17 protein-coding genes and 1 tRNA gene are annotated in these 19,716 nt (G+C 36.3%); 8 read left to right on the top strand and 10 right to left on the bottom strand.

The window, feature by feature from the left end; all coding sequences use genetic code 11:
• Positions 1 to 93 precede the first annotated feature (93 nt).
• The 3 genes from DV415_RS04330 to recD all read left to right on the top strand — a co-directional run bounded on the left by DV415_RS04330 (position 94) and on the right by recD (position 6,512).
• Positions 94 to 861, top strand: coding sequence for a tetratricopeptide repeat protein (locus DV415_RS04330; protein ID WP_118790114.1), 768 nt, complete (start codon positions 94 to 96; stop codon positions 859 to 861).
• A gap of 93 nt (positions 862 to 954) precedes the next feature.
• On the top strand, positions 955 to 4,590 hold the full coding sequence (gene recB, locus DV415_RS04335) for an exodeoxyribonuclease V subunit beta (RefSeq protein ID WP_118791561.1): 3,636 nt from the start codon (positions 955 to 957) through the stop codon (positions 4,588 to 4,590).
• Positions 4,590 to 6,512 (top strand): exodeoxyribonuclease V subunit alpha, encoded by a 1,923-nt coding sequence (gene recD / locus DV415_RS04340; protein ID WP_118791560.1) that lies wholly within the window; start codon positions 4,590 to 4,592, stop codon positions 6,510 to 6,512. Before recB ends, recD begins: the two co-directional genes overlap by 1 nt.
• Positions 6,513 to 6,557: 45 nt before the next feature.
• Here the strand turns inward: recD and ybaK are convergent, their stop codons facing one another.
• The gene (ybaK, locus tag DV415_RS04345; RefSeq protein WP_118791559.1) at positions 6,558 to 7,034 is read right to left on the bottom strand and encodes a Cys-tRNA(Pro) deacylase; all 477 of its coding nucleotides are present in this window, start codon (positions 7,032 to 7,034) and stop codon (positions 6,558 to 6,560) included.
• Positions 7,035 to 7,092: 58 nt separating this feature from the next.
• On the opposite strand from ybaK, the gene DV415_RS04350 reads away from it, so the two are divergent.
• Together DV415_RS04350 and DV415_RS04355 are read left to right on the top strand one after the other, a co-directional pair.
• Positions 7,093 to 8,046, top strand: coding sequence for an oxidoreductase (locus DV415_RS04350; RefSeq protein ID WP_118791558.1), 954 nt, complete (start codon positions 7,093 to 7,095; stop codon positions 8,044 to 8,046).
• Positions 8,047 to 8,071: 25 nt separating this feature from the next.
• Positions 8,072 to 8,428 (top strand): DsrE/DsrF/TusD sulfur relay family protein, encoded by a 357-nt coding sequence (locus DV415_RS04355; RefSeq protein WP_065246195.1) that lies wholly within the window; start codon positions 8,072 to 8,074, stop codon positions 8,426 to 8,428.
• 46 nt (positions 8,429 to 8,474) lie between these two features.
• On the opposite strand, the gene trpA is transcribed toward DV415_RS04355, so the two are convergent.
• From trpA to fnr, 6 genes are all read right to left on the bottom strand, one after another.
• On the bottom strand, positions 8,475 to 9,281 hold the full coding sequence (gene trpA, locus DV415_RS04360) for a tryptophan synthase subunit alpha (RefSeq protein ID WP_118791557.1): 807 nt from the start codon (positions 9,279 to 9,281) through the stop codon (positions 8,475 to 8,477).
• Positions 9,281 to 10,477 (bottom strand): tryptophan synthase subunit beta, encoded by a 1,197-nt coding sequence (trpB, locus tag DV415_RS04365; protein WP_118791556.1) that lies wholly within the window; start codon positions 10,475 to 10,477, stop codon positions 9,281 to 9,283. The genes trpA and trpB overlap by 1 nt, the downstream gene beginning before the upstream one ends.
• Before the next feature lie 17 nt (positions 10,478 to 10,494).
• On the bottom strand, positions 10,495 to 11,253 hold the full coding sequence (locus tag DV415_RS04370) for an SDR family oxidoreductase (protein ID WP_118791555.1): 759 nt from the start codon (positions 11,251 to 11,253) through the stop codon (positions 10,495 to 10,497).
• Positions 11,254 to 11,392: 139 nt separating this feature from the next.
• Positions 11,393 to 12,229 (bottom strand): DUF4198 domain-containing protein, encoded by an 837-nt coding sequence (locus tag DV415_RS04375; protein WP_118791554.1) that lies wholly within the window; start codon positions 12,227 to 12,229, stop codon positions 11,393 to 11,395.
• 196 nt (positions 12,230 to 12,425) lie between these two features.
• Positions 12,426 to 13,355 carry a universal stress protein UspE gene (gene uspE, locus DV415_RS04380; RefSeq protein WP_118791553.1) on the bottom strand — a complete coding sequence of 310 codons (930 nt, stop codon included), beginning with the start codon at positions 13,353 to 13,355 and terminating at the stop codon, positions 12,426 to 12,428.
• Positions 13,356 to 13,488: 133 nt separating this feature from the next.
• Positions 13,489 to 14,262, bottom strand: coding sequence for a fumarate/nitrate reduction transcriptional regulator Fnr (gene fnr, locus DV415_RS04385; protein WP_005634634.1), 774 nt, complete (start codon positions 14,260 to 14,262; stop codon positions 13,489 to 13,491).
• 285 nt (positions 14,263 to 14,547) lie between these two features.
• Between fnr and DV415_RS04390 the strand changes: the two genes are divergently transcribed.
• The 3 genes from DV415_RS04390 to DV415_RS04400 all read left to right on the top strand — a co-directional run bounded on the left by DV415_RS04390 (position 14,548) and on the right by DV415_RS04400 (position 16,889).
• A tRNA-Leu gene (locus DV415_RS04390) sits at positions 14,548 to 14,633 on the top strand.
• 223 nt (positions 14,634 to 14,856) lie between these two features.
• Positions 14,857 to 15,843, top strand: a complete 987-nt coding sequence (locus tag DV415_RS04395) for a site-specific integrase (protein ID WP_118790124.1) — start codon at positions 14,857 to 14,859, stop codon at positions 15,841 to 15,843.
• Positions 15,844 to 16,253: 410 nt separating this feature from the next.
• Positions 16,254 to 16,889 carry a hypothetical protein gene (locus tag DV415_RS04400; RefSeq protein ID WP_118781382.1) on the top strand — a complete coding sequence of 212 codons (636 nt, stop codon included), beginning with the start codon at positions 16,254 to 16,256 and terminating at the stop codon, positions 16,887 to 16,889.
• Between the two features lie 578 nt (positions 16,890 to 17,467).
• Here DV415_RS04400 and ftnA (DV415_RS04405) read toward each other — a convergent pair.
• From ftnA (DV415_RS04405) to DV415_RS04415, 3 genes are all read right to left on the bottom strand, one after another.
• Positions 17,468 to 17,965, bottom strand: coding sequence for a non-heme ferritin (gene ftnA / locus DV415_RS04405; RefSeq protein ID WP_005637808.1), 498 nt, complete (start codon positions 17,963 to 17,965; stop codon positions 17,468 to 17,470).
• Between the two features lie 17 nt (positions 17,966 to 17,982).
• On the bottom strand, positions 17,983 to 18,468 hold the full coding sequence (ftnA, locus tag DV415_RS04410; RefSeq protein WP_005634630.1) for a non-heme ferritin: 486 nt from the start codon (positions 18,466 to 18,468) through the stop codon (positions 17,983 to 17,985).
• 934 nt (positions 18,469 to 19,402) lie between these two features.
• On the bottom strand, positions 19,403 to 19,663 hold the full coding sequence (locus DV415_RS04415) for a hypothetical protein (RefSeq protein ID WP_118781381.1): 261 nt from the start codon (positions 19,661 to 19,663) through the stop codon (positions 19,403 to 19,405).
• Between the last annotated feature and the right edge of the window lie 53 nt (positions 19,664 to 19,716).

Here is a 19,716-nt window from a genome sequence, read left to right on the forward strand (position 1 = left end):
TATCTGTACTGGGTATGAATACCTCTGTACAAAGAAAATATCTTACTGGACAAAAATTTATCTTCTTTTATAAATCAATTTAGAGATTATTATATGAAATTAACAAAAACACTTCTCACTAGCACATTATTAGCTACTTCAATTTTTTCTTTTCAATCTACTGCTTGGGCAGATGTACCAAAAGAGACATTTGAACTTGGCGCTCTATATTACAGTAACGGTGATTATCAAACTAGCCTCAAGCTTTGGCAGCCTTTAGCTGAAAATGGCTATGCAGAGGCTCAATATGCTTTGGGGGTAATGTATTTTCAAGGGGAAGGCGTAAAACAAGATTATGCTAAAGCGGTGAAATGGTATACCAAAGCGGCTGAACAAGGCTCTGCATCGGCTCAATATAATTTGGGGACTATGTATTTCAGTGGAGATGGCGTAAAAGAAGATTATGCCAAAGCTGCTAAATGGTATCGCAAAGTGGCTGAACAAGGCAATACAGAGGCTCAATATCGTTTGGGTTTGATATATAGCCTTGGAAAAGGCGTAAAAAAAGATCATTCTGAAGCGACAAAATGGTATACCAAAGCGGCTGAACAAGGAATGGCTAAAGCTCAAGTTAGAATGGGGGAGGCCTATCTTGATGGAATAGGCGTAAAACAAGATAATGCAAAAGCGGTAAAATTCTTTTCTAAAGCAGCTGAACAAGGCGATGTGGGGGCTCAGACTATCTTGGGTGCATTCTATGAAGGGAAATACTTTATTAACGTTGTAGAACGAGACCTTTCTAAAGCTAAAGAATGGTTCCGTAAGGCTTGTGATAACGGTGGTCAAGATGCTTGTAATGCTTTAAGGGAATTAGAGAAATAGTTTTTAAATTAGGACGCTGAAAAGCGTCCTTTTTTGCATTTATGACTTTAAATTTTGTAAAATAATGCCATTAGTTCTCATCTGTTAAAATCTATGGCCGAAACAATCCCATTAAATCCTATCACGTTGCCTTTAAATCAAATTAGCTTAATCGAAGCATCTGCTGGTACGGGGAAAACCTATACTATTGGTTCTTTATATCTACGACTTTTATTAGAGGCGGGAGAAAATAACTTTTCTCGTCCGTTAAATGTGGAAGAAATTCTGGTGGTAACCTTTACGGAAATGGCGACAGAAGAACTTAAGAAAAAAATTCGTGAGCGTATAACAGATGCGATTGATAAACTCACAGCCTTTGCAGAAACCCAAGATAAATCCGCATTTAAAAATGATGAATTTCTTACCGCACTTTGTCATGATTTAGATATTTTTGAGGCAATTCATCGCTTAAAGTTAGCTGAACAAAATATGGATTTAACAGCGATTTATACCATTCATGGCTTTTGTCGCCGTATGTTGATGCAATATGCTTTCCATTCCGGCATTCACTTCAATTTAGAATTAATTAAAGATCAATCTGATTTATTAGTTCGTTTTGCTAATGAATTTTGGCGAGAACATTTTTATCCGTTGGATTTTGAATCTGCGAATTTTATCGCGACAGAATTAGTATCACCAGCAAATGTGTTGTCTTTGTTGAAAGCGGATTTAGGTAAAGATTTGCAGGTGGAGATTGAAAATAAACAGGCGTTATCTGCACCAATACAAATCTTTTTACCGCAATATCTTGGTGGTTATCTAAAGGCGTTGAATGAATTAAAGGCATTTTGGTTAGAAAGTGCGGATGAAATTTCAGCGATTATTACCAATGAACTGGAGAAAGATTATCCAAAAGATCAGTTGAAATCGTTAAATCGTAAAAAGTACCAAGTAAAGCGTTTAGAGGATTGGATTAATAAAATCAATCAATGGTCAAATAATCCTAGAGATTATCAAATTAATACCACATTGAAAGACTATTTCCTACAATCATCTATTGAGAAAAATTGCGAAGAATCAACAGATAAAAATAAAGATAAAAAACCAGCAACGCCTTTTTATTCCCCGATTTTTGCAGAGCTTGAAAAGCGCGTTAATGTCTTAATGACACCAGATTTACTAAGCAAACTCACTCTTTATCATTATCGCCAAGGCCTACAACAAAAACTTTTAGACTATAAACTTAATCATCAAGAAAAATCCTTTGATGATTTATTACGTTTGCTTTGTGAAGCCTTGCAAGGCGCGCAAGGGGATGAATTAGCGGAAATGATTCGTTTCCAATATCCTTTTGCGATGATTGATGAATTTCAGGATACGGATTCACAACAATACGCTATTTTTTCAAAAATTTATCGTGATAATCCCGAAAAAAATACTGGTTTTATTATGATTGGTGATCCGAAGCAGGCGATTTATCGTTTTCGTGGAGCAGATATTTTTACTTATCTAAAAGCCTCAGACGAAGCCCAATCTCGCTTTGAACTCACTAAAAATTATCGTTCAGAGAAGCATTTGGTTGATGGCGTCAATGCGTTGTTTGATTTTCCTCAATCGCCATTTATTTATCAAAATATTAACTTTACTGCTGTTGATTCTCGTGATGATCATCTGCGATTTTATTTAAATGGCAAAGCCGAACCAGCTTATCGTTTTTATCTAACCGAAAGTGACAAAGTGAATAAAACTGAAATGGCAAAAATATGTGCTATTTCTATTCAACATTGGCTAAAAAGTGCGGCAGAAAATCAGGCAGTTTTTCAAAACGAAGATACCTGTAAAACATTGCAACCGGCAAATATTGCTGTTCTTGTAAAAAATCGTTACGAAGCTGCTGATGTTATTCAAGAGTTACAAAAACTTGGTATTGCCTCCGTTTATCTTTCAGAGCAAAGTAGTGTTTTTGATAGCCATGTGGCAGTGGAATTACTAAGAATTTTAAAAGCTTGCCTAAATGTTGCTGAGCGTCCAATTTTGAATGCGATTGCGACCGCACTTTTCGGTTTAAATGCAGCGGATATTCATCAAATTCAGCAAAATGAGGCTGACTGGCAACGTTGGGCAGATAGCTTTGCTCAATACCAACAAACTTGGCAACGCCAAGGAATATTGGCCATGCTACACCAAATTTTATTGGAACAAGGCATTTCAGAACGCTTATTAAGCCAAGCAACGGGCGAGCGAGATTTAACGGATTTCCTACATTTGGCAGAAATTTTACAACAAGCTGCCACGCTACACGAAAGTGAAGCGGCATTGCTCAGTTGGTTTGAAAAACAAATTCAAGGCGAAGGTCGGCAAGAGGCTCAAATTCGTTTAGAAAGCGAACGCCAGTTGGTAAAAATCGTGAGTATCCATAAATCCAAAGGCTTAGAATACGATTTAGTTTGGCTACCATTTTTAGCTGTACCAAGTAAAATTCCAACGGCTGGTGACATGAATGTTTATTATTCTAAAGAACGAGATGAAACCTTATGGGATATGGAAAATCGTAATTTAAACGCACTTTATGAAGAAACTTTTGCGGAAGAGTTACGTTTACTTTATGTGGCTTTAACGCGTGCCAAATATCAAATGGCATTCGCTTTGCCTGCGCAATTTGATAAAAAATGGAATGCCTTGCATTATGTACTAAGCCAAGGTGAAATAGGCAAGGAAATAGCCTTATCAGCGCCTAAAGATACAGAAACATTGTTGCAAACCTTCAAAGAAAAAATGCAAGATAATGTGGAAATCTGCACTAAGCCAAATCTAGAGGCTTTTCCGGCTTTATCAATCAATACAAAAAATGATGAGCTTAAAGCCGCAGAATTTACGGGCAATATTGAGCAAGATTGGCGAATAACCAGTTTTACTTCAATTGAACAAGCACATCGCCGCCAGCATTATTTCACTGAAAGTGTGGGTAAAAAACACGCTGTTTTTGATGACGCAAAAGATTATGACAGCCAAAATGCTATTGAAATTTCGACCGCACTTTTAAACGAAAATGAATCAAACATTTTAGATTTGCCAAGAGGTAAACAAGTCGGGACGGCATTGCATCGCCATTTTGAAAATTGCTATTTTTCTGATTTAGCAAATACCGAAGAAATTGACACATTAAGACAATCCCTACAATTAGATGAAACCTTTACAGAACCTCTACAAAATTGGCTACAACAGATTTCACATACACCACTTTCTAATGAAATAGGAATAGCATTAGCTGATTTGGCAAATAAAGATTGCATTAAAGAAATGCCATTTTATCTGGCTATTCGGGAACATTTTGATGTTGCAGCGTTTAATCACGCGTTGAATGCCTATCATCATTTACCAAGCGAGCCACTTCAATTTGAGCAAATTCAAGGCATGGTGCGAGGTTCGATTGACTTAGTTTTCCGCCATAATGGGAAATATTATATTGTCGATTATAAATCTAATTTCTTAGGTTCAAGTCTCGCTGATTACAACGAGAATGCATTGAAAAAAGAAATGTTACACAGTCACTATGATTGGCAATATTTAATTTATACGCTGGCATTACATCGTTATTTACAAAGCGTTGTGCCTGATTATGATTATGCGCGAGATTTCGGTGGGGTATTTTATCTTTTCTTACGTGGAATGAATGGGGAACCAGAATCTGGCGTATTTTATGATCGTCCAAGCGTTGAATTAATCACAGAATTAGATGGGGTGTTTTAATGTTATCCGTATTACAAAAACTTAAAGAGCAGGGCATTCTTTCTCAAGGTGATTATTATTTTGCTAAGTTGATAGCTGATAAACAATGCCATACGGATTATGCAGAACCAGTCAAAAATTTAGCTATATTATTAGCCGCACTTTGTAGTTGGCGTTATACGCAGGGAAATACTTGCAGCCAATTAGATCGCTATTTAGAACATAATTTATTTGGTTTGGCTTATCGCACCACAGAAGAAAACTATTTAGCAGAAATCCTTGAAAAGATTGGTTATTTACCTGTGGAAGATTGGCAATGTGCGTTGTGCGGGCATATGGCATTTACGCAAGATCCCCTCAATCAAATTGCGCCAATGGCATTTCAATTTGGCGCGTTGTATTTTTATCGCGCTTGGCAAGATGAATATCGCATCGCACAATATATAAAAAACACCTTAAAAAATAACCGCACTTTAGCCTTTTCTTATGATGAAATTCGTCAAAAATTGGATAAATATTTCCCTGAAAAACAGGAAAAAACAGATTGGCAAAAAGTGGCTGTGGCAACAGCGATTAAAAGTCCATTTTCGATTATTACAGGCGGCCCAGGAACAGGAAAAACCACCACAGTTACGCGTTTATTGCTTGTTCTACAAGAATTATTTGATTGTAAATTACATATCAAATTGGTTGCGCCGACTGGCAAGGCCGCCTCTCGTTTGGAAGAATCAATTAAAAATGCGTTAGGTTTTATGCAAGAAAAAATGAATTTATCCGATTCACTTTTCAATGCGATTCCACAAAAAGCCAGTACCTTGCATAGTTTACTGGGCGTGAATGCCTTTAATGATTACACGCGCTATAACAGTCATAATCCTTTGCAGTTAGATGTGTTAGTTGTCGATGAAACATCAATGATTGATTTGCCAATGATGGCAAAACTGATCAATGCCTTAAAGCCTGAAACCCGATTAATTTTATTAGGCGATCAGGCGCAATTAGCCTCTGTTGAGGCAGGGGCTGTGTTGGGGGAATTGGCTCAATTTGTTAATCAACCTTATAGTCATGAACAAGCTGCGTATTTACAAGCAACAACAGGCTACGAAGTAAAAGGTGCTGATTGTTCAAATCCAATACGTGATTGTTTATGCCATCTAACAGAAAGCCGCCGTTTTGATAAAGATTCAGGCATTGGCAAGTTGGCTGAATTCATTCAAAAAGGCAGAGCAGACGATAGCCTTGGGTTATTTCAACATTATCCGCAAGAAGTGCACTTTAATGCCTTAAATGATGAAGGCGATGCGGTCAATCAAGTGGTGAAAAGTGCGGTGGAAAATTACCGCACTTTCTTAAAAATGTTGGATGATTTACGCAAACAAAAAATTGATCCTAACGCTAAAAATGAACAAGGCATTTCCTATGCCGAGGCTATTCAAGCGCAGTTTAATTCTGTGAGATTTTTAACCGCACTTCGTAATAACGATTTAGGTGTTGAAAATCTCAATAAAGAAATCGCGTTAGCGTTGCGAGAGGAAAAATTTCTCTGGTTCCGTAATGAACAAGATTGGTATATCGGCAAGCCAATTATGATTACTGAAAATGATCATAACGTTCGCCTTTATAACGGCGATATTGGATTGTGCTTGGCAAATGGTAAAGTATGGTTTGGCAATCGAGAAGTGCTGACAAGCCGAATTCCAGCACATGAACTCGCTTTTATGATGACGATTCATAAATCTCAAGGTTCCGAATTTGAACACACCGTCATGGTGCTTCCAACAGAAGTGAATCCAGTATTGTCGCGAGAATTAGTTTTCACGGGCGTAACTCGTGCGAAAAAAGAACTCACTGTATTTGCCGATGAAAAAATATGGAAAACAGCAATTCGCCAAACAGTGAGACGCCAGAGTGGATTGGGTAAATTATTGGAAGAGTTAAAGTAGTCAAAAGGCGGAATGAATCCGCCTTTAAATTTATAAATCCATCAGTTATTCATCAACAATATCAGTAAATTCTGCACTTAATACTTTTGCTAAATCTTGTGGCGCAATTTCTACGCTTAGCCCACGTTTTCCGCCTGAAACATAAATCGTTTCAAACTCAAGTGCGGTGGAATTTATCACCGTTTTCACGCGTTTCTTTTGACCGAGCGGGCTAATTCCCCCTACAAGATAACCTGTGCTTTTTTGCGCCACATCTTTATCCGCCATTTCTACTTTTTTAACACCGATAGATTTTGCCGCTTTCTTTAAATTCAGCATATTGGCCGTTGCAAGCACAAAGCAAGCGAGTTTTTTCTGATCGCCATTTTCCGCCACAAGTAACGTTTTAAAAGAGCGGTTAGGATCAATACCTAATTTCTCCGCAGCTTCATCACCAAAATGTTGATTGGTCGGATCATGATCATAAGTGTGCAAGATAAATGGAATTTTTTGTTTTTTAAGTAAATCAATTGCAGGTGTCATTATTTCGTTCCTGGTTTTGGTGTAAAATAATGTCGATTATTTTACAGCGGAGAGAAAAATGGACGCAACCTTAAATATTGCGATAGCAGCAGAATTTGAATTAAGTGAAAAAATTGTAGAGCGTTTAGAACAAAGTGCGCTTGATATTAGTAACGCTTCTATTGTTGAAATAACACCTTTTGAAGAAGAACAAAATATTCGTTTTCGTAATAAAGGCGTTGAACAACTTTCGCCAAATGAAGTTGAATGGGCTGATTTTAATTATGTCTTTTTTGCAGGAAAACTCGAGCAAGTTTCCCATATTGCGCAAGCAGCAGAGCAGGGTTGTATTGTCATTGATATGTTAGGCGTTTGTAGTGCACTTTCGGATGTGCCCGTTGTTGTCCCAACGGTAAATGAATCACAATTATTGGAACTGAGACAACGTAACATTGTTAGCTTGCCTGATCCACAAGTAAGCCAACTAGCTTTAACGCTTGCCCCAATTTTACAAGAAACGAATCTTAATCAAGTGTTTGTCACCTCTTTATTACCGGCTTCTTATACGGATGCAGAAACCGTGACTAAACTTGCCGGACAAACAGCCCGTTTATTAAATGGTATTCCATTGGATGAAGAAGAAACTCGCTTAGCATTTGATGTCTATCCGCATCAAACACCTAGTTTATCGACTCAATTACAAGGAATTTTTCCGCAATTAGATCGTGCTACATTCCACGCAATCCAAGTGCCTGTATTTTATGGATTGGCGCAAAAAGTCACCGCACTTTCAGATTATGATTTCGACTATCAGCCTCAAAATAGCGAGCTTGTCGCTTTAGAAGAAACATTAATTACGCCTGTGCTTAATGGAGAACAAGAAAATGGCGAAGAATCAGTAAAACTTCATTTAAGTCAAATAAGTGCGGTAGAAAATGGCGTAGAATTTTGGTCTGTGGCAGATGAACAACGGTTTAATCTCGCCTTACTTTCAGTGAAATTGTTGGAAGGAATTTATCAGCAAGGTTATTAATACCCAGGAAATTAAGGAGAAGAGTATGCAAAATATTCTATTTATTATCCATTCATCCCCTTATGGTGATGAGCATTTTTTTAGTGCATTACGTTTGGCGTTACAGTTGCAAGAGCAGCATAAAAGTGCGGTTAATTTAAAAGTATTTTTAATGTCTGATGCGGTAACTGGCGGTTTAGCAAAACAAAATCCAGCAGAAGGGTATCATTTACAACAAATGTTGGAAATTTTAACAGCACAAGGGGCAACAATTAAACTTTGTAAAACCTGTACAAATGCTCGTGGTATCACTGAATTACCGTTGGCGGAGGGTGTGGAAATCGGCACGTTAGCAGAGCTGGCAGATTGGACTATGGAAGCTGACAAAGTATTAAATTTTTAATTTTCCCGATAAAAGAAACCCGCCACAAGTGCGGGTTCTTTTTTGCTTATTTTGTTGCTGCTTTCATTGCTTGAACAAATTCAGCTAATTCAGTTAAACATTGCTCGTGATTATCTAAATTTCGCTCAATAATTTTCACCGTTGCCGAACCTGAAATTGCACCCGCAGCCCCCAAAGACAACGCTTCTTTAACTTGCTCTGGTTGAGCAATGCCGAAGCCTTGTAAAATTGGTGGAGCATTATGAGCCTTAAGCTGTTCTACAAGGGTATCTAAATTCGCTGCGTGGGCTTGATTTTCAGCACTGGTTACGCCTGCGCGTGAAACTAAATAGGTATATCCTTCGCTATTTTGTGCTACACCTTGGATCGTTTTCTCGTCCGCATTTGGCGGGCAAATAAATACCGGTTGAATGCCATGTTTTTTAGCCGCTTGTACATAATCTTCTTTTTCGAGTAACGGAATATCTGCTACAAGCACTGCATCAACACCGACTTCTGCACAACGTTGATAAAAAACATCTAGACCTTTGGCAAAAATTAAATTGGCACAAAGTAATAAGCTAATCGGAATCTCTGGATATTTTGACCGCACTTTTTCTAATAACTTAAAGCTATCTTCAGTACTATGGCCCGCAGTTAAAGCACGATTATTCGCAGCTTGGATCACAGGGCCATCAAGTAGCGGATCGGAAAAAGGAAAACCAAGCTCTAAAGCATCCGCACCGTTATCCACAAGCGTACAAATAATGTCAAAAGAGTGGTCAAAAGTAGGGTCACATAAGGTGACGAAAGGAACAAACGCCCCTTCATTTTTTGCTTTAAGCGCAGCAAATTGAGTTTCAAAACGGCTCATTATTTCATTCCTTTTTCTGTCAAAATTTTATCTACGGTGAAAATATCTTTATCGCCACGACCAGATAGATTCACAACTAAAATTTGTTCTTTGTTAGGTTCTTGATGAATCATTTTTAAGGCTTGAGCAAGAGCGTGTGAGCTTTCTAATGCTGGAATAATGCCTTCATGTTTAGCTAACTCTTGGAAAGCATTCAATGCTTCATTATCGGTAATACTTGGATATTCTGCTCGTCCAATACTTTGTAAATAAGCATGTTGAGGCCCAACAGAAGGGAAGTCTAATCCGGCTGAAACAGAGTAGGATTCTTCTACTTGGCCATCTTTAGTCTGCATTAAAGGGGATTTCATCCCGAAATAAATACCAACTTTTGCATGACCTAATGGTGCGCCATGTTCACCGCTTTCAATACCTTTACCCGCTGGTTCAACACCAATCAAACGCACATTTGGTTCATCAATAAAATCAGTAAACATACCAATTGCGTTAGAACCACCGCCAACAGCAGCAATAACTGCATCAGGTAAACGACCTTCTCGTTCGAGAATTTGACGTTTCGTCTCAATCCCAATCATCTTTTGAAATTCTCTCACAATCGTCGGGAAGGGGTGAGGGCCTGCAGCGGTTCCAAGTAAATAATGGGTAGTTTCATAGTTTGCTGACCAATCACGCATAGCTTCACAACAAGCGTCTTTTAAAGAGCAAGAGCCTTTTTGTACAGGAATCACTTCCACACCCATTAAACGCATACGAAATACATTCGGCGATTGACGCTCAACATCTTTTGCGCCCATATAAATACGGCATGGCATATCTAACATAGCACAAGCAAGGGCTGTCGCAACACCATGCTGACCCGCACCAGTTTCGGCAATAATACGCGTTTTGCCCATACGTTTAGCTAATAAAATTTGTCCTAAAACTTGATTGGTTTTATGAGCGCCACCGTGTAATAAATCTTCACGTTTAAGATAAATTTTCGCTTTAGTACCTTTTGTTAAGTTTCGACAAAGGGTAAGTGCGGTCGGTCTTCCCGCATAATTTTTGAGTAAATCTTGAAATTCACGTTGGAATTCAGGATCGTCTTTCGCTTCTACAAAGGCTTTCTCAAGCTGTTTAAGCACTGGAACAAGTATTTCTGGTACATACATACCACCAAACTCGCCAAAATAGGGATTTAAAAGAGTTTCTGACATTGTGTTTCCTTATTATTTTAATTTGAATTTCTTGCCACATTCAGTGGTGCAAAAGTTTGTGCTGTTGGCATCACTTCAATGCGATTAATATTAACGTGTTCTGGTTGCTGATTGAGCCATAAAACCATATTCGCAATATCTTGTGGCGTAACGTATTGCACATTTTCATAGAGTTTTTCTGCTCGTTCATTATCACCTTTAAAGCGCACATTAGAAAATTCTGTACCGCCACAAAGCCCAGGTTCTACGCTAGTAACACGGATATTTTTACCCGCCAAATCTGCACGTAAATTTAAGCTGAACTGTGTCACAAAAGCCTTTGTACCGCCATATACGTTACCGCCTGGGTAAGGGTAGGTGCCTGCAATTGAACTTAAATTAATAATATGGCCCGTATTTCTTTCAACCATTTGAGGTAAAACAAATCGAGTAATATTCACCAATCCTTTAATATTGGTATCAATCATTTGTTCCCAATCATCAAGATTCGCTTTATCGGCAGATTCTAAGCCAAGAGCCAATCCTGCGTTATTAACGAGTAAATCAATATTTTTCCATTGTGTAGGCAAAGATTTGATTGCTTCTTGAGTGGCTAGTCGATCAGATATATCGAAAGCAAGAGGCAGAAATTTCTCACCCAATTCAGCTTTCAGTGAAGTTAAACGTTCGGTACGACGGCCAGTACCAATTACAAAATATCCAGCTTGAATAAGCGTTCTACAGATTGCAGTACCAAATCCTGCAGTAGCACCAGTAATAAGGGCAATTTTAGACATCATTCTCTCCTTTTTATTTACGATATTTTTATACTACTACACTAGTACAAAAAAATATAGGAGTTTATGAAGAAATTTGAAGAAAAAGAATGGAAAATAAAAGCAAAAAGTGCGGTGAAATTCCACCGCACTTTCAACATTAATGATGATGGTGTTCTGGTTTTGGTGGTAATTTAGCTAATACTTTACCAACAGGTAAAATTAATGTGCTATAGCTTGCAGATTGCTGACAAATTTGTTGATCTGCAAATGGTGTTTTATGAATAACTTTAATTTTCCAAATACCATCAATTAATGGAATGATATTCACGCGTCCTTGACTATCTGTTTTACCTGAAAAACCTTGTGGTTCACGATGGCTTGTACTTGCTTCAAGATCTTTCACGACAATAGTATCAGCAGTTGCAATTACAGTTTCTCCCGCTAATGGCTGATCTTGATAGAAAATTTGAACAGGGAAAGGTTCGCCTGATTTCACTTTGCTTGGATCACGCAAAGGAACAATTTCAAGCGGTAAACCTACTCTTGTCATTGCCATTTCTGCATTTAATGGTTTTTTACCAACTGTAACAAGACTTTTACCAAACATTTGAGTTTGTTCGCAATAAGTTGGATTTTCTAATCCTTTCAGATTATCCATTTTCCAACCTTCAGCATTTTGTGACCAAAAAGTTGGTTTATAAGTCGCTGTCACCCAATAAGAACCATCAGACAATGCTTTCTCTGATTGATATTGATAGTTTTCCCCTTTTTGAACTAAGGTTTGTTTTTCACCATCTTGACGAATAATTTCCATTGGTGCAAAAATTTTTAAACGCGCTTCAGGAATTTTTTCTACGTAAGGGTAGTCTCCATAAGCTAATTCTGCTTTTAATACAGAACCAGATGCCAATTTTGCAGGCGCTTGAACCCAAACTTCATGAGCTTGCGCTGCACCAGCTAAAACCAATAAACTTGCAATTAATGTTTTTTTCATACCTTTCTTTAATAAAAAATAGAGTGAGCATTTATAAAATGAGCACGAATATTAAATGAAAATAACTATCATTTAAATGGTGATTTAGAGAAAATTTAATATTTGTGATCTAGATCACAAAAAATCTATATAAAGTACATAAAAAATTCCCTAAATACTTAGTACTTAGGGAATTTCTAAATGTAGATGGCTGTTATTAATCGTCTTTTTTAGATGGCTTAATGCCTAATAAATTACAACTTAATTTACTGATCACATGTTCCGCTGTATTGCCCAATAATGCAGCAGATAAACCTGTACGGCCAACTGTACCTAAAATTACTAACTCAGCTTCAATTTCTTTTGCGACTTCAGGAATCACTTCTTCAGGGAAACCTTCACGCACATGAGTATGGTCTTCACTAATACCAAATTTTTGACGCAATGCTTTCATATTAATGAGATGTTGGCCACGAATACCGTTTTCGTAGCCTGAAGTATTAAATTCTGGTAAATCAATCGCCATATTGATTGGAGCAGAAGGGTAGGCTGCAACTAAGTGAACATTACCACGATTTAAATTTTCAGCGAGTGACATGCCTGTTTCCACTAGTTCTTGATTAAATTCATCTTGATAGTCTTGCTCACCAGAAACATTTACTGCTACAAGAATACGGCGCTGATGTTTCCAATCGCCATCGCGAACCATCAAAACAGGAACTGGGCATTTACGAAGAAGCTGCCAATCCACTGGCGTAAAAATAAGTGAAGTAAAACTTTCTTCATCTTTAGTATATTTCACCACAAGATCATAACTATTGCCTTCGACTTCTTCTTTAATCGCCTCAGCTTCGTTGCTATTCCAAACAATGTGAGATTGCAATTCAATTTCAGGATCTGCATATTTATCTAAGTAATATTGAACCGCGTGTCGATGTTTTTCGATTACTTGTTGATGCATTTCTGAACGTTCTTCAGAAGAAAGTAAAGCCGACATTTCATAAGATAAATCATATACAGACAAAAGTGCGGTGATTTTTACCTTAGTTTCATTTTTTTGTTCTTTCACCAAACGCACGGCACGCGCAATAGCATATTGTTTTTCATTTTCAGGATTGAGAACAACCAGGATATTTTTAAATTTCATAACAACCTCCAAAATTCACCATAGAATAAGAAAGAATCTTTTGAATGGCAAGGTTCGATTTTCAAAAAGGTGATCTAGTGCAAAATTTATTTTTAATGAATACAAAAAAGGCGTGAAATTCACACCTTAAAAATTATTCAACTAATGTTATTTTGGTTTTATTCGTGCCAGTTAATTCAATTAACGCATTGAGATCATTAATTGTAATATATTTTCCTTGCACTGTAAGAACGCCTAGTTTTTGAAAGCGTCCCAATAATCGACTGATAGTTTCAACTGTTAAACCTAGATAGTTACCGATATCACCACGCGTCATCGTTAAGCGGAATTCTTTAGCTGAAAAACCACGAGCAGAGTATCGTTTCGAAAGATTATGAATAAAAGCAGCCAAACGTTCTTCAGCATTCATTTTAGACAGTAACAAAATCATTTCTTGATCACTTTTAATTTCATTACTCATTAAACGCAAAATTTGTTGGCGTAATTTTGGCATTTTACCAGCTAAGTCATCCAAAATATCATAGGGAATTTCACATACCATTGCGGTTTCTAAAGCTTGAGCAAAACTAGGATGTTGCATTTGAGTAATGGCATCAAAGCCAACTAAATCACCAGGTAAATGAAATGAAGTGATTTGTTCTTCGCCAGATTCGCTAATGGTGTAGCTTTTAATCGTACCAGAGCGAATTGCATAAATTGAATTGAGGGAATCACCTGCTTTAAAAAGAACTTGTGATTTTTGGATAGGTTTCTTTCGTTCGATAATATTATCAAGCTGATCTAATTCATGTTCGTTCAGCGTAAAAGGAATACAAAGTTGACTAATACTGCAATCCTGGCAATGAATAGCACAACCTCCCGATTGAACCCGGCGTCCTGCCTTGGTTTCTGCAACGAAATTTTTCATGTAAGCCTCAAATATTTCGAAAAATTAGTGTAAAATTGATCTAACTCAATAATTATACCACTAAATAGTCATTTTAAGAAGAGTAAAGCATTATGGCAGCAGAAAAATTAACAAAAAAACGACTGATTCAGATTTTAATCATGTTATGTATCTTAGTTATTGCATTTGTTTGGCGATATTTTTAAAAAACAGAAAATCCTTTGATTATTTTTAAAACAAATGGATTATTTCTAAAAAATTTTACTTGTCACACATTTATATATACGTATAATTCAACACCATTAAGCCTGGGTGGCGAAATTGGTAGACGCAGCGGATTCAAAATCCGCCGTTGAATAAACGTGTCGGTTCGAGTCCGACCCTAGGCACCACATACAAACCCTTGACCATTGGTCAGGGGTTTTTCTTTTATGCATTTCAACCAGTAAAATCAATACTTTACGCTCACATCCACCATAAACCCCTCAGCAATTCCAACCTCAAATATTGCCATTTTTTAAGTATTTTTATATATTTTTATGCATCGATTACGCCAAAATTACGCCAACTAACCTTTAAATTTTGACGTACCCTAGCAAAAATAGGAGCAAAAAAATGGCAACAATTCGCAAGCGTGGTGATAAATGGCGGGTAGAAATCTATAAAAACGGTGTGCGCAAATCCAAAACCTGCGCAACAAAAGCAGAGGCCACATTATGGGGCGCAGAGGAAGAAAAGAAAATGGAATTGCAGTCGCAAGGATTGCAACCTGATACATTATTTTCCGATGTCATTAAGCGGTATCTTAGCGAAATTACGCCAACAAAACGTGGCGAAAAGCACGAATTTAATCGACTAAATCGCTTTTTGCGCCATCCAGTTACGGATAAATATATATCTGATGTGAGTCGGAGGGATATTGAGGATTGGATTGCGGAGCGATTGGAGTCGGTAAAAAGTGAAAGTGTGCGCCGCGAATTATCTACGATAGGTCATATATTCAAAATTGCTCTTGAGCGATGGGGGTATATACAAAAAAGCCCAATGGTCGGCATACAATTACCAGAAAAGGGAAAGCCACGTACTCAACGAGTAACGGAAGAAGATATTAATGCCATTGTTGCTATCAGTGGATACACTGATACGCTCAAAACAGCCAAGGCGAGAACGGCTGCGGCAATGTTGTTTGCTGTTGAAACCGCAATGAGAGCAGGGGAGATTTGTGGTCTTAGTTGGGATAATGTAAATTTTGAGAAGCGTACTGCATTTTTGCCTATGACAAAAAACGGTACATCAAGAACCGTGCCATTGACTAAAAATGCAATCGCTATTTTAGAGCGGTTAAAAGGTGAGATAGGGGATGAGGGATTGTGTTTTGATATTAAGTCTAGTGTGCTTGATGCAACATTCCGAAAACTCAAAAAACTTGCCGAGCGAGAATATCTGCATTTTCACGACACACGGCGCGAGGCATTGACTAGACTATCTAAAAAAGTAGATGTGATGACGTTAGCCAAAATATCTGGGCAAAAGATATTTCGATTTTACAAAATGTCTATTATGCCGCCTGATATGGCGGAGGTAGCTGAATTACTTGACTAGTTAATACGTTTAGCATTGATCCGCCCCCAACGAACAACTTCGCCTGCGATATAGCGCGGACGAGAATTTTGTTGATCGACCTATTCTTTTGTACTGCGGTATGGCGTTTAGCGTCAGCCCAATTCTTTGCAGCCTTGTGTATCTAGTTTTAATGGGGAGATAGCAAATAAAACTTTATATTTAGTAAAGTGTTTTTAAAGAATAATTTATAAAGAAATAAAGAAATAAAGAAATAAAGAAATAAAGAAATAAAGAAATCTTTACAAATATATAATTTGCAATGAAGTTCAACTTTAAGATACTCACTCAATTGCTTATTTTTTGATCATTTCATGTTAAGATTTGTGAGTTTGATCACTGATTAAAAATTCTTTTTAAGGGAGAATAGATAAAATTCCTATGGAGGTTATATGAAAAAATCGCTCTTTATTTTATGTTGTTTGCCTACTTTTGCTTTTGCGACTGAAACAGGAGAAAGCTGTTCTAAGATAGAAGATAATGCTAAACGCCTTGAATGTTATGATGCATTATTTCTAAAATCGCCTTCTCAAACCGAGAAAGAGGTACAGCAAAAATTAGATGATGAATCGGCTAAGCTAAAAGCTGAACTTTTATCTTGGCAATACAGAGAAACCAAAGATGAGATGAGAGATAAAACATCTTATTTTGCGTCTAAACAATCTAATAATACTATTGATCTACCATTTCCTTATGAGGGAGGAACAATAGTTACTCTAATGTTACGTAAGCATAGTGAGTATGGGAATGATGTGATGTTTTTCTTATCTAAGGGGCAGTTTTCTTGCCGAATTAGAGGTTGTAATATTTCAGTAAAATTTAATGATGGAAATATAGAGAAGTATGCAGTGAGCGAATCAGAAACTGGCCCTAATGATCTATTATTTCTTAGCGGAAAGGAAAATATGAAGAAATTTATGAATAAACTAAAAAGTGCTAACAAAATGGTTGTTGAGTTTTCAATTTATGATTATGGATCAGCTCAATTTACCTTTGATACTCAAGGTTTAGAGTGGAAACATTTCTAGTAAAAATAAGCCGTACTGTATAGTATGGCTTTTACTTTCTGATTTTTATTTGAATGTCGACGAAATTCGTTTCATCGATATAAAAGAAAACCGCCACTAGGGCGGTTTAAACTAATTGTTTTCTTTCATTATTCGTTCAGCAATATCAAAATTTAGTTTTTGTATGGCGAGGAAGTTAATCACAAAATATATGATGCTCATAAGAGAATATAAAATGGAAAATAAAGCGGCATCAAACATTATATTTACTTCATAGAAGTTAAATATCCTTTGGTGAGTTGATAGCTGACTTGGTAAAAATGCAATTGTTGCAATCATGAAATAGAAAAGAAAATGGTGGCGTACAAGTAAAATATTATCTTTAATTTTTTTAAAAATTGATTTGTTGTTTATCCCTGCTGTATTGAAAAAGAAAAGCTACGAGGAGATTTCGTAGCTTTAACCAACACTCTTCTAGGCACCACAATAATTTTAACCCCGCATAATTTTATACAGGGTTTTTCTTTATAAAATCCATATCTCAAATAAAAAATAAGCCTAGTGTAATACTAGGCTTATAAATACTTTATGCTCTTAGACTAAGCTTCAGTAGCAAGATTACCTAAATCTTTATCAACTAAGAATAAACCTTTACCATCTTCGCCAAGAAGATTTAATTTATCCAAGATACCACTGAATAATTTTTCTTCTTCATGTTGTTCTGCTACATACCATTGTAGGAAATTAAATGCAGAGTAGTCTTTCTCTTCAAAAGTTTTACCTACTAATTCATTTATTTTACTGGTAATCAATTTCTCATGTTCATAGGTAATTTCAATCACTTCTTTTAATGATTTATATTCGTGTGATGGGGCTTCAATTGCAGAAATTAGAGCAACTGAGCCTGTCTCATTTAAATAAGTGAATAATTTACGCATATGTTGCATTTCTTCAGCTGCGTGAGCTGATAAAAATTTTGCAGCCCCTTCAAAACCTTTTTGCTCGCACCAAGCACTCATTTGTAGATATAAATTAGAAGAATAAAATTCCAAGTTCATTTGGTCGTTTAATAGTTTCACTACATTTGCTGATAACATTTTATTTCTCCTATCTATTATAAAGTTGCTAACTCACGATCAATAAAGAACAACGCTTTACCGTCTTCGCCAACAAGGTTAAATCTGTCAATAATTCCACTAAATAATTTTTCTTCTTCATGCTGTTCTGCTACATACCATTGTAAGAAGTTAAAAGTAGAGTAGTCTTTATTTTCAAAAGTAACTTCAACTAATTCATTGATTTTGGAAGTTACTAATTTTTCATGTTCTAAAGTTGTTTCAAATACTTCTCTTAATGAAGAATAATCATGTTTAGGTGCATCGATTTTTCCTAGAAGCGGCATACCGCTAGTTTCACTTACATAATTGAACAATTTTTGCATATGTTCTAATTCTTCATCTGCATGACGAAGTAAAAATGCCGCAGCACCTTCATAGCCATGAATTGAGCACCATGCACTCATTTGTAAATATACATTAGAAGAGTAGAACTCTAAATTTATTTGGTCATTCAGCTTGTTTGTGATGATTTGATTAAGCATAACTAATTCCTTTCCATTTGATTGATAAAGTGCAATAAAACTTGACTTGCAATTCTCATTTTAAACTCACAAATGAGAATTGCAAGTTTTTTATTAAAATAAAACTCATATAACCAATTAATTTTAAAAAGAAAAATTAAAAACAATTATTCTCATTTGAATAATCTAGGTGCATAAAATAATTACAATGTCACAATTAAAACTAAAGATGTTAAATCTACTAGCAAATCTTCTGTCAATTTATTCAGATTTCACCTAGCGTAATCAAAATCCAGAATTAAATATTATTGCTTTAACTTTTAAATGGAGAAGAAGCGGAGTATCCCTTTTTGATCACCCCACGAAAGTTACTTTCTCATCCATTTAATTTAACATAATATACATTATGCGAAATTAGTTATCAGGTTAGCGAAGACTACTGATTAAATAAATCACACAGTTATGCACAAGTCACAGGTACTAGCAAAACAAGACAAAATAAGGCTAGATAACACGTTGTAACGCGACACTTTATCGTTTTATTGAATGGTTTAGTTGAAGTGTCAAGGAAATGTAAAGATGATTAACGCATTTTTCATTGCGTTTTGTGCGTAGTTTTATATCGCTATTGTTTCTGCAGGGGCGAGTTATTTTCATCACTCGCTTAAAATTAACCGCGCGCAAAAATTAAAAATGCCCGAATAACATCGAGCATTGTTTACCGGGCTGCAAGCCTTCGCCCTGCATTTTTGGCAAGCCAAAAATAAATTACATAAAACTATAGTGCTGATGAACCATATCAGAAAAGACTTACTTTCGTCTATTTTTTACTTTAAGTTTTCTTTTCATTTTTTTCTGTTTCTTACGCAGTTTTTCATTTTTAAGCCGATTTTCTTCTTCTTTTTCAATTCTATCTAAACGCTTAGATATCTGTATTATAGTCGCCTCATCAGTTTCACCTAAAACAATATTCAAATCCTAAAAAAATTTGCATAGGTCTAACAAATTCAAATAATACATCATCTTCCCTAGCTTGTTTTAAGGCATTAGAATACCTTTTATCAATATAATCATATATTGATAATTCCTTCTCTAAAATCTCAGGTGTGACGCTATCATTCTCAATTAATGAGTTTCTATATTCATCTTTTGATAAACCATTTATAAATGGTAAAAACCTTACAAAATTTCTATCTAATCCAACAGATATAGACATATTAAATCTCCCATTGTTATGTATATGTAAAAGCCGCAAAGCGCAGGCGTATA

It is taken from the genome of Haemophilus haemolyticus, assembly GCF_003490595.1.
Classification (GTDB): domain Bacteria; phylum Pseudomonadota; class Gammaproteobacteria; order Enterobacterales; family Pasteurellaceae; genus Haemophilus; species Haemophilus haemolyticus_L.

Excerpts from the sequence above, each read along its gene's own strand:
- DV415_RS04330 (WP_118790114.1), top strand. The coding sequence starts at position 94 with ATGAAATTAACAAAAACACTTCTCACTAGCACATTATTAGCTACTTCA.
- recB (WP_118791561.1), top strand. The coding sequence starts at position 955 with ATGGCCGAAACAATCCCATTAAATCCTATCACGTTGCCTTTAAATCAA.
- recD (WP_118791560.1), top strand. The coding sequence starts at position 4,590 with ATGTTATCCGTATTACAAAAACTTAAAGAGCAGGGCATTCTTTCTCAA.
- ybaK (WP_118791559.1), bottom strand. The coding sequence starts at position 7,034 with ATGACACCTGCAATTGATTTACTTAAAAAACAAAAAATTCCATTTATC.
- DV415_RS04350 (WP_118791558.1), top strand. The coding sequence starts at position 7,093 with ATGGACGCAACCTTAAATATTGCGATAGCAGCAGAATTTGAATTAAGT.
- DV415_RS04355 (WP_065246195.1), top strand. The coding sequence starts at position 8,072 with ATGCAAAATATTCTATTTATTATCCATTCATCCCCTTATGGTGATGAG.
- trpA (WP_118791557.1), bottom strand. The coding sequence starts at position 9,281 with ATGAGCCGTTTTGAAACTCAATTTGCTGCGCTTAAAGCAAAAAATGAA.
- trpB (WP_118791556.1), bottom strand. The coding sequence starts at position 10,477 with ATGTCAGAAACTCTTTTAAATCCCTATTTTGGCGAGTTTGGTGGTATG.
- DV415_RS04370 (WP_118791555.1), bottom strand. The coding sequence starts at position 11,253 with ATGTCTAAAATTGCCCTTATTACTGGTGCTACTGCAGGATTTGGTACT.
- DV415_RS04375 (WP_118791554.1), bottom strand. The coding sequence starts at position 12,229 with ATGAAAAAAACATTAATTGCAAGTTTATTGGTTTTAGCTGGTGCAGCG.
- uspE (WP_118791553.1), bottom strand. The coding sequence starts at position 13,355 with ATGAAATTTAAAAATATCCTGGTTGTTCTCAATCCTGAAAATGAAAAA.
- fnr (WP_005634634.1), bottom strand. The coding sequence starts at position 14,262 with ATGAAAAATTTCGTTGCAGAAACCAAGGCAGGACGCCGGGTTCAATCG.
- DV415_RS04395 (WP_118790124.1), top strand. The coding sequence starts at position 14,857 with ATGGCAACAATTCGCAAGCGTGGTGATAAATGGCGGGTAGAAATCTAT.
- DV415_RS04400 (WP_118781382.1), top strand. The coding sequence starts at position 16,254 with ATGAAAAAATCGCTCTTTATTTTATGTTGTTTGCCTACTTTTGCTTTT.
- ftnA (WP_005637808.1), bottom strand. The coding sequence starts at position 17,965 with ATGTTATCAGCAAATGTAGTGAAACTATTAAACGACCAAATGAACTTG.
- ftnA (WP_005634630.1), bottom strand. The coding sequence starts at position 18,468 with ATGCTTAATCAAATCATCACAAACAAGCTGAATGACCAAATAAATTTA.
- DV415_RS04415 (WP_118781381.1), bottom strand. The coding sequence starts at position 19,663 with ATGTCTATATCTGTTGGATTAGATAGAAATTTTGTAAGGTTTTTACCA.